General features: G+C 38.9%; 14 protein-coding genes and 1 pseudogene. 10 read left to right on the top strand and 5 right to left on the bottom strand.

All coding sequences use genetic code 11. The features are described 5' to 3' along the window. A pseudogene (locus ES765_RS20465) lies at positions 1-114 on the top strand (IS1595 family transposase); the annotation flags it as partial. Positions 115-590: 476 nt separating this feature from the next. Here the strand turns inward: ES765_RS20465 and ES765_RS20460 are convergent. Beyond that, entirely contained in the window at positions 591-2,075 is a 1,485-nt protein-coding gene (locus tag ES765_RS20460; protein ID WP_138116253.1) for a PAS domain S-box protein, read from the bottom strand. 315 nt (positions 2,076-2,390) lie between these two features. Here ES765_RS20460 and ES765_RS20455 point away from each other — a divergent pair, with 315 nt between their 5' ends. Genes ES765_RS20455 through ES765_RS20420 form a run of 8 tightly spaced genes read left to right on the top strand, consistent with a single transcriptional unit; the run spans position 2,391 to position 10,325 of the window. Then, positions 2,391-4,202 carry an acyl-CoA dehydrogenase gene (locus tag ES765_RS20455; protein WP_138116251.1) on the top strand — a complete coding sequence of 604 codons (1,812 nt, stop codon included), beginning with the start codon at positions 2,391-2,393 and terminating at the stop codon, positions 4,200-4,202. Between the two features lie 56 nt (positions 4,203-4,258). Further along, entirely contained in the window at positions 4,259-5,035 is a 777-nt protein-coding gene (locus ES765_RS20450; RefSeq protein ID WP_138116249.1) for a glucose 1-dehydrogenase, read from the top strand. A gap of 12 nt (positions 5,036-5,047) precedes the next feature. Continuing rightward, entirely contained in the window at positions 5,048-6,274 is a 1,227-nt protein-coding gene (locus ES765_RS20445; protein WP_138116247.1) for an acyl-CoA dehydrogenase family protein, read from the top strand. After that, a complete protein-coding gene (locus ES765_RS20440) occupies positions 6,267-7,346 on the top strand; it encodes a phosphotransferase family protein (RefSeq protein WP_138116245.1) in 1,080 nt (359 codons plus the stop codon). The genes ES765_RS20445 and ES765_RS20440 overlap by 8 nt, the downstream gene beginning before the upstream one ends. A 2-nt stretch (positions 7,347-7,348) precedes the next feature. Continuing rightward, on the top strand, positions 7,349-7,744 hold the full coding sequence (locus ES765_RS20435; protein ID WP_138116243.1) for a hypothetical protein: 396 nt from the start codon (positions 7,349-7,351) through the stop codon (positions 7,742-7,744). 22 nt (positions 7,745-7,766) lie between these two features. Continuing rightward, entirely contained in the window at positions 7,767-8,522 is a 756-nt protein-coding gene (locus tag ES765_RS20430; protein ID WP_138116241.1) for an SDR family NAD(P)-dependent oxidoreductase, read from the top strand. A 9-nt stretch (positions 8,523-8,531) separates the two neighbouring features. Further along, positions 8,532-9,314, top strand: a complete 783-nt coding sequence (locus tag ES765_RS20425) for an enoyl-CoA hydratase/isomerase family protein (RefSeq protein WP_138116239.1) — start codon at positions 8,532-8,534, stop codon at positions 9,312-9,314. A gap of 6 nt (positions 9,315-9,320) precedes the next feature. Continuing rightward, positions 9,321-10,325 (top strand): NADP-dependent oxidoreductase, encoded by a 1,005-nt coding sequence (locus ES765_RS20420; RefSeq protein ID WP_138116237.1) that lies wholly within the window; start codon positions 9,321-9,323, stop codon positions 10,323-10,325. Between the two features lie 297 nt (positions 10,326-10,622). Here ES765_RS20420 and ES765_RS20410 read toward each other — a convergent pair whose 3' ends face one another. The 4 genes from ES765_RS20410 to ES765_RS20395 form a co-directional block, all read right to left on the bottom strand. Beyond that, positions 10,623-11,462, bottom strand: coding sequence for an aldo/keto reductase (locus ES765_RS20410; protein WP_138116233.1), 840 nt, complete (start codon positions 11,460-11,462; stop codon positions 10,623-10,625). A gap of 159 nt (positions 11,463-11,621) precedes the next feature. Then, positions 11,622-12,074: a Dabb family protein gene (locus ES765_RS20405; RefSeq protein WP_138116231.1), complete on the bottom strand. Its 453-nt coding sequence runs from the start codon at positions 12,072-12,074 to the stop codon at positions 11,622-11,624. Positions 12,075-12,209: 135 nt separating this feature from the next. Further along, positions 12,210-13,877 carry a sodium:solute symporter gene (locus ES765_RS20400; RefSeq protein ID WP_138116229.1) on the bottom strand — a complete coding sequence of 556 codons (1,668 nt, stop codon included), beginning with the start codon at positions 13,875-13,877 and terminating at the stop codon, positions 12,210-12,212. Positions 13,878-13,977: 100 nt separating this feature from the next. Then, positions 13,978-14,949, bottom strand: coding sequence for a phytanoyl-CoA dioxygenase family protein (locus ES765_RS20395; protein ID WP_138116227.1), 972 nt, complete (start codon positions 14,947-14,949; stop codon positions 13,978-13,980). 497 nt (positions 14,950-15,446) lie between these two features. On the opposite strand from ES765_RS20395, the gene ES765_RS20390 reads away from it, so the two are divergent. After that, positions 15,447-16,289, top strand: coding sequence for an AraC family transcriptional regulator (locus tag ES765_RS20390; RefSeq protein ID WP_138116225.1), 843 nt, complete (start codon positions 15,447-15,449; stop codon positions 16,287-16,289). Positions 16,290-16,415: the final 126 nt, after the last annotated feature.

The raw sequence follows: 16,415 nt of genomic DNA, 5'->3' as shown, positions 1-16,415 counted from the left end.
GAGTTCTGCTTTAGGATCAACAGGTCTCAAAACAAAGCTACCATCTTCAACAATCTAATAGTCAAAATGGTGCAAGGAGATAAAATTAGTCAAGCAAAATTAATAAGTAACTAACTACTGACCTCTAATGACTTATATTTATTGTAAGTAGTTTTAACTTTTAGACAAGCCGAAAAAGAGATTTGACTAGTGCTTCAGGTTTTTTTATTTCCAACTTCTAATTATTCAATAATTTGAAGATTACTAAGAACATTTTGTTTGTAATAATTACCAATCGGAATTTCAATTTCACCAATTTCTATATCATTTTTAGTGAACGCATTCACTATATTTGATTGCTTCCTATTTGGGACTAACGCCAGTGGGTCTCTCAAAACTTAGGAAACGTTTGGGAAAGGGATAGTTTTTAACGGTTTTGCTATAGCTAAATCGGGTAGGCCTTATGATGAAACTTTCGTTTATGTATGGCGAGTAAAGTAGTTGAAATCCAATAATAATAAATCTCAAAGAAGTAGTAAAACGAATCTATGAGCTTAAAATACTAGAGGCTTAAATTAATGAAGAAAAGAGTTGTTTTTCACCTCAGGTCTTCATTCTAATTTATTCAAAGGTAAAGTAAATTTAAACTTACTACCCTTGCCTAATTCGCTCTCAACCCAAATTTTCCCACCATGTTTTTCTACGAATTCTTTGCAAAGTATTAAGCCTAAACCTGAACCTTTTTCTTTTGCTGTTCCAAGGGTTGTTTTGTTTGTTTCGAGATTGAATAATTTATTTTGAGTTTCTTCATTCATTCCAACTCCATTATCAGAAACTGCAATTTCAACAAATTTGTCGTATTGTACTGGGTAAACATTTATTTTTCCTTTAGATGTAGTGAATTTTATAGCATTGGAAATTAGATTTCTTAAAACCGTTTTAATCATATTGAGGTCAGCAAAAACTTCAATTTCTTCTGATTGAACGTAATTTAGTGCTAGGCTTTTATTTTTTGCACTTGAATTTAAAAGTTCAAATATTGGTTGAATAATAGAAGATAATACGACTGTTTCTGGTTTAAAATTAACTTGTCCGGTTTGTGAATTAGCCCAATTCAATAAATTATCGAGTAAAACTAACGTGCTTTGAGTTGATGAATTTATAATGCCTAAATACTTTTCAATTTCTTCATCATCATATTTTTTTACATGTTCAATTAGTAGTTCAGAAAAGCCCAAAATACTATTAAATGGACTTCTTAAATCATGTGCAATTATTGAGAAAAATTTATCTTTTGTGGCATTCAGTTCTCTTAATTGGACTTCACTTTTATTTAGTGCTTCTTCTGTTTTTTTGCGGCTGGTAATATCCGAATGAGTTCCAATCATTCGCTCAGGTTTGTTATCCGAAGTATATGAAATAATTTTACCTCTGTCTAAAACCCATTTGAAGGTATTATCATTACATAACACACGATGTTCGTTTTCGTAAAAATCAATCTCTCCATTAATATGCTTGTTTAAATCATCAAAAACCTTTTTTTTATCATCTGGGTGAATTCTTTTATTCCATTCTTTTAAGTTAGCGTCTATTTCTTCTTTTGCAAAGCCTAACATTTTTTTATATTGTTCTGAAAAAAATAATTCGTTGGTAATTAAATTCCAGTCCCACAATCCATCAGAATTGCCTTCTATAGCAAATTTCCATCGTAATTCACTATCCTTTAATGCTTGTTCAGCATTTTTTCGTTTGGTAATATCATGTAGTATTGAAAATAATAGTTGTTGTTCATTAAATTCAATGGGTGAAGAATGCGCTTCAATAATTCGTATTTCTCCATTTGCTAATTTATGAGGGAAAATAAAATAATTTCTCTTTTCATTTATTGCATTTGTTCGCTCAATCAAAATTTGCTCTTGCGATAACGTGTTAATTTTATCAATATTCATGGAACAAAGTTTTGCCTTTTCATATCCATAAAATTTAATTGCTGAATTATTTGCGTCGATTATTAAACCTGTTTTTGGTTCTATCAATAGCATTATTGCATCATGACGTTCAAATATATTTCTAAAACTGGCTTCGCTTTTTATCATTACATTTTGATAGAGGGAATTTAAAAACAAAATTTTATTTAGGCTTTAAGTTAAGTAATCTGATGTTTTGATTCATCATGTATTTAGAGTTTTTTATTTTTAATTGCCACTAACAATTGGGTATGCGAATTACTGTGCTTATTACTTAATTCGTCAATAATTCTAAAGTATTCGGTTTTTTTAAACGAATACCGTTCTACTTAGAAATACAATAAACTCATCAGGGTTTAGCATTCCAATTTTATTAAACCAGTTTAACGAGATTCCTAGGAATAAATCCTAACTTGAATCGCACTAATCTTTAAAACAATAGTTATGGCCAATACCTATATAGAAATGGAGACCCTTAAATTTTTGTTGTTCAATGTACATGACCTTAAAAGTGTACTGGAGCTAGATCGATTTACAGAATACGATGAGGAATCTATTGCCATGATGCTCGACTCCGTAAAGGATTTTTCGGATAAGGAACTCTATCCCTATTTCCGAGAAATGGACGAAAACCCCGCCCACTTTAAGGATGGGGAAATTATTGTTCATCCACAAGTAAAAAAGTATATGAAAGCGGGGGGTGAAATGGGTTTTTTATCCGGACCGTTCCCCTATGAGTTCGGTGGTATGCAAATGCCCTCGATGGTGGTTAATGCTTCCGCCTTTATTCAGGAAGCGGCCAATAACCACCTACCCAATTACATTGGTCTTACAGTAGGTGCAGCGGAATTGATTGTGCATTTTGGAAATCAATTCTTAAAGGACACCTATGTGCCCAAAATGATGACCGGAGCATGGAGCGGTACCATGTGCCTCACGGAACCCCAGGCAGGTAGCTCGTTATCAGATATTGTGACTACTGCCGTGCCTCATGGAGATTCCTATAAAATAAACGGACAAAAAATATTTATTTCCGGAGGGGATTATAAAGGAGCTGAAAATATCGTTCATCTTGTTTTGGCCCGTATAAAAGGAGCACCTGCTGGAACTAAGGGAATTTCACTTTTTGTGGTACCGAAAAATCGACTTAATGAAGACGGTAATTTGGAATGCAATGACGTCACTACGGTTGGTGATTTTCAAAAAATGGGTCAAAGAGGGTATTGTACGACGCACCTGTTTTTTGGAGATAAGGAAGACTGCACCGGTTGGTTGGTCGGTGAACCCAATAAAGGCTTAAAGTATATGTTCTTAATGATGAATGGCGCGCGGATTGCTGTGGGGCGTGGAGCGGCAGCAATTGCCACAGGTGCCTACCATGCCTCGGTTAACTACGCTAAAGAAAGACCTCAAGGTCGGGAGCTGCAACGAACGGGGAAAAAAGATGCTTCCCAAGAACAAACCCTCATCATTAATCACCCCGATGTACGCAGAATGCTGCTGTTGCAAAAAGTGATTACTGAAGGATCTTTGAGCCTGGTGTTTTTGACTTCACGGTATCAAGACCTGTCGCAATCGCTTCCAGATACAGAGGGTAGAGCAAAATACAAGTTGTTGTTGGAGATATTAACGCCAGTAGTTAAGACCTACCCTGCTGAAATGGGCATTACTTCTGTAAATAATGGGGTACAAGTACTAGGGGGCTATGGTTTTTGCTCTGATTATATTTTACAGCAGTATTTACGAGATATTCGCATCTCGGCCATTTATGAAGGAACAACTGGCATACAGTCTCAAGATCTTTTGGGAAGAAAAATCACCATGGAAAACGGGAAAGCGCTGCAATTACTCTCCGAGGAAATCAGGAACTCCATCAAAGAAAGTATGGCACACGAATCGTTGAAACCGCTGGCTGAGAAATTAGGAAGTAAACTGGAACTAACCCAAAAAGTGCTAGAATCCCTTATGGGGTATGCAATGAAAGGCGACTACCAAAGATTTTTAGCAGACGCCACACCCTTTATGGAATTTTTCAGTACAATCGTCATAGCATGGCAATGGTTGGATATAGGCCATGAAGCCCAAAAAGCATTGGTCTCCGGTGATACTAATTTCAGTGCTGAATTCTACGAAAACAAAATCCACGCCATGCAGTTTTATTTTAAATATGAACTTCCAAAAACAACTGGGCTTTCTGAAATATTGATAGACAAACAGGCATTGACACTGAATACGGAGAAGCAGGTGTTTGCTTGATTTAAAAGTCAAAAAAGTAAAAAATACTTTTATAACTTAACAACCGACAACGAAACATGAGTAGTATAAAATCAAAATTTGACCTAACGGGAAAAGTTGCCATCATTACGGGTTCAAGCAAGGGTATCGGACTTTCCATCGCCAAGGGTCTTGCTGAAAACGGGGCCAAAGTAGTCATTAGTAGCAGAAAACAAGCCGCTGTTGATGCAGTGGCGAAGGAGTTTACTGAAGCTGATTTGGAAGCCATAGGAATTGAATGTCATATTGGGGACAGTAGCCAAAGAGAACAACTGATAGCCAAAACGATGGACGCCTATGGGCGAATAGACATCTTGGTCAACAATGCTGCCATAAATCCGTTCTACGGACCATTGGAATCGGCAGGGGAAGAGGTGTTTGATAAAATAATGAACGTAAACGTTAAGGCACCTTGGATACTTTCTAATTTGGCACAGCCGCATATGAAAGCAAATGGCGGTGGTAGTATTATCAATATTGCATCGGTAGAAGGTATACATCCCGGATTTCGATTGGGCCTCTATAGTATGACCAAAGCTGCAGTGATTATGCTCACCAAGAACCAGGCAAAGGAGTGGGGCCGCTACGGCATCCGTTCCAATGCGGTCTGCCCTGGATTGATTAAAACAAAATTCAGCGAAAGTCTATGGTCGAATGAAAAACTCGTGGCACAATATACAGGTATCGTTCCTTTGAAAAGAGTAGCGGAACCTGATGAAATGGCTGGAATAGTCATGTTGTTGGCATCCGATGCGGGCTCCTACATGACAGGCGGAGTGTATACTGCAGATGGAGGTTATTTAATTTCAGGCTAATAAAAAAGAACTATGAATTTTGACTACAGCGATACATCGATAGCACTTCAAGAAAAATTGAAGGGTTTTATGGAAGCCCACGTTCACCCTATTGAAAAAGAGGTGGAGTTGTTCCATCAGAATCCGGAAAATAGTTGGAAACGTTGGCCTGGGTTGGAAGCGTTAAAACAAAAGGCTAAAGATGCCGGACTTTGGAATGTTTTTCTACCCTCTTCGTATGGAGAACTTAGCCCAGGGCTTTCGAATTTGGAATATGCCCCTTTGGCAGAAATCATGGGACGTATTATATGGTCGTCGGAAATCTTTAATTGTAGTGCTCCTGACACGGGAAACATGGAGGTGCTCGCTAAATATGGAACTCCAGAACAACAAGAAAAATGGTTAAGGCCATTGATGAACGGAGAAATACGTTCAGCTTTTTTAATGACGGAGCCTGATGTTGCTTCTTCTGATGCCACCAACATTGAAACCGCTATTAGTGCCGATGGGAATGACTATGTCATCAATGGTCGGAAATGGTGGTCTTCCGGTGCGATGGACCCCAATTGTAAAATTGCCATCGTGATGGGTAAGACCGATTTTGATGCACCCCGGCATGTGCAACAAAGTATGATTTTGGTACCGATGGATACCCCTGGCCTAAAGATTGAAAGAGCACTAAGCGTTTTTGGTTATACCGATTCGCCCGAAGGGCACGCTGAAATCATTTTGGATAGTGTTCGCGTACCAAAGACCAATTTGTTATTAGGGGAGGGTAGAGGATTTGAAATCGCTCAGGGCCGTTTAGGTCCGGGCCGTGTTCATCACTGTATGCGGTTAATTGGCATGGCGCAACGTTCTTTAGAAATTATGTCGGAACGTACCGTACAAAGAAAGCCCTTTGGTAGAACCTTAGACACTTTTAGTAGTGTACGACAAGATATCGCCCTTTCTGCCTGTGAAATTGAACAGACGCGCTTGTTGGTGCTGTCCGCAGCTGATAAAATGGATAAAGCAGGAAATAAAGAGGCTAAGGATTTAATTGCCATGATAAAAATAGTCACGCCCCAAATGGCTTTGAGGGTGATTGACAGAGCTATTCAGATTTTGGGTGGAAAAGGGGTCGGGAGTGATACACCATTGGCACATTTCTATGCTGCGGCACGGACGCTACGCTTGGCCGATGGTCCGGATGAAGTTCATATGAGTCAATTGGGAAAAAGTACGATAAATAAGTATGTAAAGAACTCGAATGTCTAGCGAAAAAAACTTAAAACCGGTACGGGAAGGGGAGGAAATTAATGAGGTCAAACTTAAGGATTTTTTGCTAAAACATGCGTTAATAAACCGGGTGAATATCGAATTGGTTATAAAACAATTCACCAATGGGTACTCTAACCTAACCTATCTACTTCAAGTTGAGGACAAGGAATACGTATTAAGAAGACCGCCATTTGCAGCACCAAAACGCGGGCATGATATGAGGCGTGAATTTAAGGTGTTACAGCAGTTGAATCCTGTTTATGATAAGAGCCCTAGAGTAGTTGTCTATAATGAGGATACCAAAACTATAGGAGCTCCATTTTATATTATGGAGAAGGTTAACGGAGAAATTCTAACGGCTACATCTGCGCTTGACAAACAGGTTTCGCCCGATGAATTTAAAACTATTTCCGATACCTGGGTCGATGCCTTTGTTGAGTTTCACAATATTGATTATAAGGCTGCAGGATTATCCGAATTGGGACGACCCGAAGGATACGTAGAACGTCAAGTGAATAATTGGGGCAAGCAGTATCTGGCCGCCGCAACCGACAAGGTACCGGCAGCACAAAAGGTAATGACGTGGATGAGTGAAAATCAACCCAAAAAATATGACCATACCCTTATTCACAACGATTTTAAATATGACAATGTGGTTTTTACAGATGATAGTTGGAAGAATATTTCAGCTGTATTAGACTGGGAAATGTGCACGCTTGGTGACCCTATGATGGATTTGGGAACTTCATTGGGCTATTGGACAACGGCAGGTGACCCTGAGTTTATGAAACAAGGGCTTCCCTCCCCAACGGTTATGAAAGGCAATCCCTCGCGAACGGAAATTGTACAGCACTATGCTTTAAAAAGTGGTAGAAATATAGATAATCTGACCTTCTACTTTGCTTACGGACTTTTTAAGATTGCAGTAATTGCCCAACAGATTTATTACCGATATAAACATGGCCATACCAGTGATCCCAAGTTTGCGAATTTGAATAAGGCTTCTGCTTTATGTTGTAATACAGCATGGCAGGCCATTCAGAAAAATCAAATAGATAATTTGTATTAATTATGGATAAGCAATACCATTTGAACATGAATCCAGACCAAGTATCAGACTTTGCAAAAAGTATATCCCAAAATCCTGTGGTTATGCTTAATATGGTCAAATATAAAGCGCTTGTGCCTGAAACGGGAATAAAGGGAAAGGAATCCTCCAGCGAATATATGCGGCAATCGACTCCTTTTATTGTTAAAGCAAATACGGAAATTGTGTATTACGGTTCGCTCAAGCATCTGTTAATTGGTTCTGAAGAGTATACCTTATGGGATGATGTACTTATCGTAAAGTACAATTCAGTTTCCGATTTCATGAGCATGTTAATGGCCAAAGGATATCCTTCAAATTTGAGGGAGCAAGCATTAGTGAACTCGCGTTTAATTCATTGTACACCTAATCAAAAATAATAAATCAACGAAAAACGGAAAAATGAATTTGAAAGATAAAGTAGTGGTAATTACCGGAGCTGGTAGTGGCATAGGGGCAGCCACGGCAAAACTTTTTGGCGTACATAAGGCCATTGTAGTTGTCTCCGATATTAATCTGGAAAGTGCGGAAAATGTGGCAGATGAAATCCGAAATGAGGGCGGTAGAGCCTTGGCCTTGGTAGCAGATGTAACCCAGTTTGATCAGGTGAAGGAATTACTTCAAACTGTAATTAAAAAACAGGGCAGTCTTGATGTTATGGTTAACAATGCCGGAATAGGAGGTAAACACCAAGCAAAGACTGCAGATTATTCACTTGAGGATTGGCATAATGTAATAGCGGTAAACCAAACGGGGGTATTCTATTGTATGAAACTTGCGATACAACAGATGCTAAAACAGCGACATGGTACTATTGTGAATGTTGCTTCTTTAGCGGGTTTAAAGGCTTTGGGAAATAACCTTTCGTATTCCGCTAGTAAATTTGCAGTGGTGGGAATGACAAAATCGGCCGCCCTGGAGTATGGAAGGAAAAACATTCGAATCAATGCAGTATGCCCTGGGTTTACACATTCGGCATTGTTGGAACAATTACTTTCCGTAAGTCCCGATATGGATGATAAGTTAAAACGTTTTATACCTATGGGCAGGTTTGGGGAAGCGGAGGAAATTGCGGAAGCTATTTGCTGGCTGGCCTCTGAAAATTCAAAATTTATGACCGGGCAGACGATAACCTTGGACGGAGGAACTTCATTATAATAGCAAACTATGAATACATTAGAAGTAACAGAAAAGGAAAACTATGTCATAGTTCAAATGAACCGGGGAAAGGTAAACGCCATAAACCTGGAGATGGTGAACGAGCTAACCGAGCTTTTCAAGAAGTTGGAAGAAGACCCTACGGTTATGGGCGTAATTTTAACGGGACGGCCCCACTATTTTTCTGCGGGATTAGATTTGATTGAATTGTATGAATATGATGAAAAGCAAATACAGGAATTTTTTACCGCTTTTGGAGGACTGTATTTGCAATTGGTACAGTTTAAAAAACCTTTTATCTCAGCCATAACGGGCCATGCTCCAGCTGGGGGATGTGTTTTGGCCGTTACTAGTGATAATCGGTATATGGCAGAAGGTGATACGTATGTTATTGGTCTAAACGAGGTGGCCGTACATATTCAAATCAGTCAAAACCTCACTGAAATTTATGCCTTTTGGATGGGTAATGGGGTAGCACATCGCTATATTCTGGAAGGAAAATTATTGAATGGTAAGGAAGCATTAGCAGCAGGGCTGGTAGATGAATTGGTTCCCCTCGATAAAGTATTGGAACGTTCGGAAAAACAGATGAAGCACTATTTGAAAGCTGATCAAGAAATCTTGATGAATACTAAGAAAAAACTGCGGAAGCATCTATGGGATAAGCTCGATTTAAATGCCGAAAATTCTTTGAAAGAATCAACAATATTGTGGTGGAAGCCCGAAATTAGGTCCAAGATGAAGGGGTATGTAGAAAGTTTTACCAATAAAAATAAAAAAACAAATAAATAAAATAAGATGAACAAACAACTCATATTAGTAAAGAGACCGATAGGAGCAGCAGATTCTTCCACTTGGTCCTTAGAAACGAACCCTATACCGGAACTAGAGGAGGGGCAGGTCTTAGTACAGAATCACTACATATCTCTTGACCCCGCCATGCGTGGATGGATGAATGAAGGAAGATCGTATATAGAACCGGTAGAAATTGGTGCTGTTATGCGCGCAGGTTCGGTTGGCGAGGTCATAAAAGGGAAGAATCACCCAGCATTTAAGGTAGGGGATTTCATTTCAGGCCATGGTGGCGTACAACAATATGTTGCCACGGATGGAAAAGGATATTATAAAGTGGACCCCAAGTTAGCTCCGCTGCCTACCTACATTGGCACCTTGGGAATGCCAGGAATGACCGCTTATTTTGGAATTTTGGAAGTAGGCAAAATAAAGGAAGGAGATATCGTCGTAGTCTCTGGTGCCGCTGGCGCAGTGGGTAGCATTGTCGGACAAATAGCCAAGATAAAGGGATGTACCGTAATTGGCATAGCCGGTGGTGCGGATAAGTGTACATACGTAGTTGAGGAGTTAGGCTTTGATGCATGTATCGATTATAAAAATGAAGATGTAAAGGAGCGATTGAAGCAAGAATGTCCAAAAGGGTTGGATGTTTATTTTGATAATGTTGGAGGGGAAATTTTGGATGCCGCTTTAGGCAGATTACGAATGCATGCAAGAGTGGTTATTTGCGGAGCGATTTCCCAGTATAATAGCAAGCAAAACATGAGAGGGCCATCCAATTACCTTTCTTTATTGGTCAATAGAGCAACCATGCAAGGGATGGTCGTATTTGATTGGGCAGAAAGATATGGGGAAGCCGGTCAACAAATGGGCAAATGGATGGCAGAAGGCAAGTTAAAAACTCGTGAAGATGTTTATGAAGGAATTGAAAACTTCCCAGAGACGTACAATCGACTTTTCTCTGGCGATAAATTGGGTAAATTGGTGTTGAAAGTTATTGAAGATTGATTTTTTATTAAGAGCCAAGAGCCAAGAGCCAAGAGCCAAGAGCCAAGAGCCAAGAGCCAAGAGCCAAGAGCCAAGAGCCAAGAGCCAAGAGCCAAGAGCCAAGATTCAAAGCCCCTACTATCATTTCGAGCGGAGTCGAGAACTTAGAAACACAAATATTAGAAATTGTAAAATTACTTTGAGGAATGAAAGCAATACGTTGTAAAACATACGGTCCACCCTCCAATTTAAAGTTGGAGGAAATAGATCACTTACTATAGCAGTCATTCTAAAAGGACAAGCTACAATAGGAGTACACTAAATTCTCTCAGGCCAGATGTTGGGTAATTCGCCACTGAAACCTATTTGCGGAAGTTCATTGATTTCTTTCATTTCTTTTTCAGATAGTTCAAAATCAAATAAGTTAATGTTTTCGTTTATCCTTTCGGGCGATGACGATTTCGGAATAGCGATTACATCGTGTTGAATTATCCATCGTAAGCAAACTTGCGAAACCGATTTCTGATACTTTTTTGAAAGCCCGATCAACAGCTCATTACCAAAAACTTTCCCTCTAGCTAAAGGGGACCATGATTCTACGGCAATTCCGTGACTTTTACAAAAATCGGTCACTTGGGGTTGCCAATAGCCTGGGTGAAACTCAATTTGATTGACTGAGGGAATTACTTTTGTTGTTTGAAAAAGTGCTTCCAGATGTTCTGGCCAAAAGTTACTGACTCCAAGAGATTTGATTTTTCCTTCAGCTTGTAACTCCTCCATGGCACGCCATGTATCAGCATTAGTTTTTTTCCAATCGGTATAGTTTATCGCATTAGCCGGCCAATGTATAAGATACAGGTCTATATAATCTAAATCTAATTTTCTCAAAGATTCGTCCAAAGCATTTCTAGTCTGTTTATATCCTAGATTCTCACGCCAAAGTTTAGTAGTCACAAAAATTTCCTCCCTTAAAACTCCACTGGCCTTGATTGCTTTGCCTACGGCTTCTTCATTTTGATAAATTGCAGCAGTATCGATTAACCGATAACCCAAGGTCAAAGCACTCTGAATGGATTTGATTCCTTCTTCTTCATTTGCCTTGTAGGTGCCAAAACCTACAATTGGAATTCTATTGCCATCGTTTAAAATTTTTTCCATCAGTTTACATTTAATTGATTTTGATTATAAAGAGGTAGATTGGATGCCGTACCTCTTTGTATTTCATGTTATTTTAAAACTAATCTGACCCCATCCAATCCTCTTATTCGTTAACCTTACCATGTTTTGTATAGTGTGTTAGGACCGTCATATCTGGTCTTATTTTGGATTAGTCCAGTAGTCTATCACAAAAACTTTTTCTAAATAGGGTTGCAGGCTAGCTACAAACGCTTGGTGATTTGGATGTGGGGTATATATGCTGTCTCTATCACTTTCAGATTCAAACGTTACCATATAACAATGGGTAAAATCTTGATGAAAATTTTCTGGACTATCATTTATTCCCCATTCAAAATCCTGTATTTCAGGAATTGATTTGGGCAAAGCGTTAAAAGATTGATTTAACTTCTCAACTTCCTCCGCAGGGGCATCATCCTTAAATTTAAATAGAACAACATGCCTTAAAAGTTTGTTTTGTTTCTCCATATCTTGTTTCATTGTTACTTCTTTTTTGTTGTTTTTTTCTTCTTCTTTTACTTCTTGCTTACAAGCCGTACTTACTATGCTACATATTAGTACGGTTGGAATCAACGCTTTTTGGATAAAATTCATAGTTATAATTTTTAATTTATATGTTTTAAGTGTACTAGTTCATTTTTATATCATGATATTATTTGAACCGTAATTATGTCTTGGATGTTATAATTTTAGTCTACATTGACTATACTCCTGTACAACCATCATATATCATCCCCCCATCCCTAATGGGCTAAAAATGTACCAAATAATCAATACCAAAACAATCAATACCACGGTTAAAATTACGTCGGTGGTCCATTTAAAAGATGCCCCTTTTTTCTTTTGAAAAGTTACAGCCTCCAATGATAGGGCGGATTGTGGAGTCCCCAGCTTGCTAATAATCATCAATTCAGCAGAACAAAAAAGAAAAAGGAACAAGGCAAAGTGTAAGAAATTAATCCCTAGAAAATAACTCAAGGTACTATCATCAGTTAGTAGTAATGAACCCTCATTGACCATGAATTCTGCCACCAAACGAAACATTCCTATTACAAAACCGGTCCATAGGGTAACAATTGCGGCACGGGCATTTATCCATTTATAAAAAAGGCCTAGCAGAAAAACAGCGGCTATAGGCGGGGCGATATAAGCTTGAATACTTTGTAGATAGTGAAATATACCCCCGCCCATTAGTGCGTTCATAAAAGGTATCCAGCCCAAACTAAGCAAGACCAGCACTATTGTGGCAATCCTACCAAATCTAACAAGGTCTTTTTCAGAGGCCTCAGGTTTGAACTTCTGATAAAAGTCGATGGTCAGCAAAGTGGAACTGGAATTAAATGCGGATGAGAGTGAACTCATCAAAGCAGCCAAAAGTCCAGCAATAGCTAATCCCTTTAATCCGGTTGGTAAAAATTCTGTAATCAATGTGGGAAGGGCTTGGTCTGCATTCTCCATAGAGAAACTTATCATGCCTTTTTGCATAAGTGCATAGGCAATAACACCTGGTAGAAAAAAGAGAAATACAGGTAGTAGTTTAAGGTATCCCGCAAACAAAGCTCCTTTTCGAGCATTGCTAACATCCTTTGCAGATAAGGCACGTTGTACGATGAACTGATCGGTACACCAATACCAAACTCCCAAGATAGGTGCGCCGAACAACATCCCTGTCCATGGATATTCCGTATCATCGGTAGATCGCCAAAGATTAAAAAATTGATCTACAGGTGGATTACCCGTTGTGTTTGCCGCCATGTCAATGGTGCGTATCATTTCATTCCAGCCGCCCAATTCGTACAATCCGAAAAACACCACCCCCATAGTGCCCAGTATTAATATAAAGGCTTGCACCATATCGGTATAAATAACAGCTTTTAGTCCCCCTAGAACCGTATAAAACCCCGTGGCCACCACTGTAATAATTGCACCGGTCCAAAACGGAATGCCCAGTACTTCGAAGACCAACGCCCCAGCAAAGATGATAAGCGAAATTTTGGTGATGATATATGCCAAAACGGAAATAACGGATAAATAGTTACGACAGGCTTTTGAATAACGTTTTTCCAAAAATTCAGGCATTGTGTACACCCCTGTGCGTAAATAAAATGGGACGAAAACCCAACCGAAAAGGATTAACACCAAGGCAGCCAGGATCTCAAAATTCGCCATAGGCATGCTTGCCCGTGCCCCTGCACCGGACACTCCTAGAATGATTTCCGAACCAATATTAGATGCAAACAAAGAAGCCCCTATGACCAACCAGCCTTGGTTTTTGCCTGCCAAAAAATAATCGACAGACGAAAAGGCTGCATTCTTTTTCCCCTTTGATGCCCATTGGGCAATCCAAAGAATGATGCCAAAATATAATACGATGATCGCGATATCTAGAAATTCCATTTTTAAAGTTTTGCTCGGTTTAGTTATTTTTAATTTTAGTGTACGCTAAAAATGGGGCTACCATACCGGGGGCCCACTTGCAAAAGTGTTTTACCATCAATTACCAATCTTTCAATCCCAATAATTTCTCCCCGAGATTCGATAATTCTGCTCTTTCATATTTTGTCTGCTCCCAGTTTCGTGGATCCCCAGGAAAGGCATAGCCTTCAGGGGACTCCCTGTTCTCCCAAGAATCAGTCCTCCAACTCCTCAATGCTTTATCATCCTCCTGTGCTGGCATCATTGAAATATACTGCGCTATTCGAACTTGATTTTCGGAGGTATTTGGGCGAATGCCGTGGGGTTGTGAACTATTAAAGATTAAGAGATCTCCTGCCTCCATGGCAACTTTTACCAATTTATCCTCCAAGCCGGCTACATCTGGTTTAAAATGATCTCTGTCTTCCGGTTGTGTCAATTTCCATGTATCATAATTTCTGTATAACCACGGAATACATTGAAAACCTCCCATATCTTTATCGGTTTGATCAGCCAAAGCCAATACCCCTTGTACATTCTGAGGTTTTGTTTCAGGATCGTAATCCCAATGAATGAACCCTTTGTACTCATGGCCGGGGCGCATAGGGAAATTCAAATTAGCTCGGTCTATGGTTACCCATAATTTTTCGGTTCCCCAAATATCGGTGAAAGCGTCATAGACCCGTTGGCTTTGCCGGTTGTTCCATAAATGTTGGTTGTTATAGACCTCTACCATTCCTGTCCCTGCCAATTCCTTCATTTTTATTTCGGCTCGGGCCGTGGTGTACCACGTTTCCTTGTCGTTGGAGTCTTTTTCATCAAATTCCCAAAGAAATGCTGCCGTTTTTTTCGCTTGTTCTGGAGATACTGCATTTTTAACGACCACATAGCCGTTCTCTTTCCAAAACTTCCATTGCTCTAAGGTCAAGACCTTAAGTGAATCGACAGTTGCCTCGTTTCGTAGTTGCGCTTTACTGCTTTTCGCAGTAGAAGGGTTACCCGGAATTTCTTTGTGCTTGTTGCCAGGAACCATTGTTTGTGCTTTATTTTTCATGTTTTAAGAATTTTAATTCACTATCGTGTAGTGTTCTTTTATTTAGAAATGGTTTCACCCTATTGATATTTATCTCAATTCGTAAATGCCACTTGATTGTTCTCACTATGGGTTTCGTTTAAGAGTATAGCTTTAAAAACTGGGCGAAACCGCTCTGATTGTACTACAAGTTTAATTTTATCGCTTTGGAACTGTACTAAACCCTTTCCCTTAAAGTTGTTTTTAAGACAAGCATTGGCACATTTACAAGGTCCCTTTTTTTGTATTAAACTATTTGATATTAAGCACATTATGTTTTATTTTACGGGATGCACACCTTTTATTTATTCCTGTCAGGTGTTGAGTTGAAGCTAAATACATGACTCTAATAAATCTTCGAGACAAAGATGAGTAGGATCTCTTTGTGAAAGTTTACCGCAGTTAACCAAAACTTGTACTAAATTGATTTCTCATGTTGTTGTAAGTAGATCTAATGTATATTCTTATACCTTAGTATTATGAAAGTTCAGCTAGAAACCATCACCAACAAAGTAAATAGATCGTTCAGCATCATGTTCGACCCAAGGTTAAATGATTTGTTCTTTTGGCATTTTCATCCAGAGTATGAACTGGTCTATATAGAGGGTGCTAACGGTACCCGACATGTAGGCAATCATATTTCAAACTACCAAGGGAGTGATCTGGTATTAATAGGATCGAACATTCCTCATTTAAATTTTGACTATGGGGTTAAAACGGGTTATAGAAAAGTAGTGGTTCATTTGAAGAAAGAGTTGGTAGAGACCAACTTTCACGAAACTCCAGAATTAGTATCAATCAATACCATGTTCCAAAAATCAAAGCATGGCCTAGTCTTTAAGGGAAAACTAAAAAAAGAATTGGGAGATAAATTATTTGCATTAGAAGGCTTAGCGCCCATAGAACAGTACCTTAAACTGCTTGAAATATTACGTGAGCTATCTAATTCAGAGAAAACTGAGCTTTTACACAATCGGCCTTACGACAATCAGGTTAGCGATAAAGATCAGAAAAGAATCAGTGCGATTTTCGGACATATCGATAACAATTATCAGCATAAAATAAAACTTCAAGATATGGCTGTTCTCAGCCATATGACCAAAGAAGCGTTCTGCCGTTACTTTAAAAAAAGGACAAAATACACGTTTACCGAATTCTTGAACCGGTACCGTATCAGCCAATCAAAACGAGATTTAATGACGGGCAAGAGTGTGAGCGATGCCTGTTATGGTTCGGGCTTTGAAAGCTTGTCGTATTTCAATCGTATTTTTAAGAGGATTACCAATGAAAATCCGCGTGAGTTCCGTAAAAAGTATGTTTAAGAATCAATAGCGTCCTAAACGATTAAAAAAGAGAAAGGGAATTCTGTTCCTCAAAGTTACCTTTGTGGTGCACTCAAAACCACACCTTTCTCTTATGTTAAATATAACCTTGTTTTCCCAAATCAT

The sequence above is a fragment of the Maribacter sp. ACAM166 genome (genome assembly GCF_005771495.1).
Taxonomy (GTDB): Bacteria; Bacteroidota; Bacteroidia; order Flavobacteriales; family Flavobacteriaceae; genus Maribacter.
Note: the sequence above shows the minus strand (reverse complement) of the source record. Positions and strands in the feature narration are given on the sequence as shown.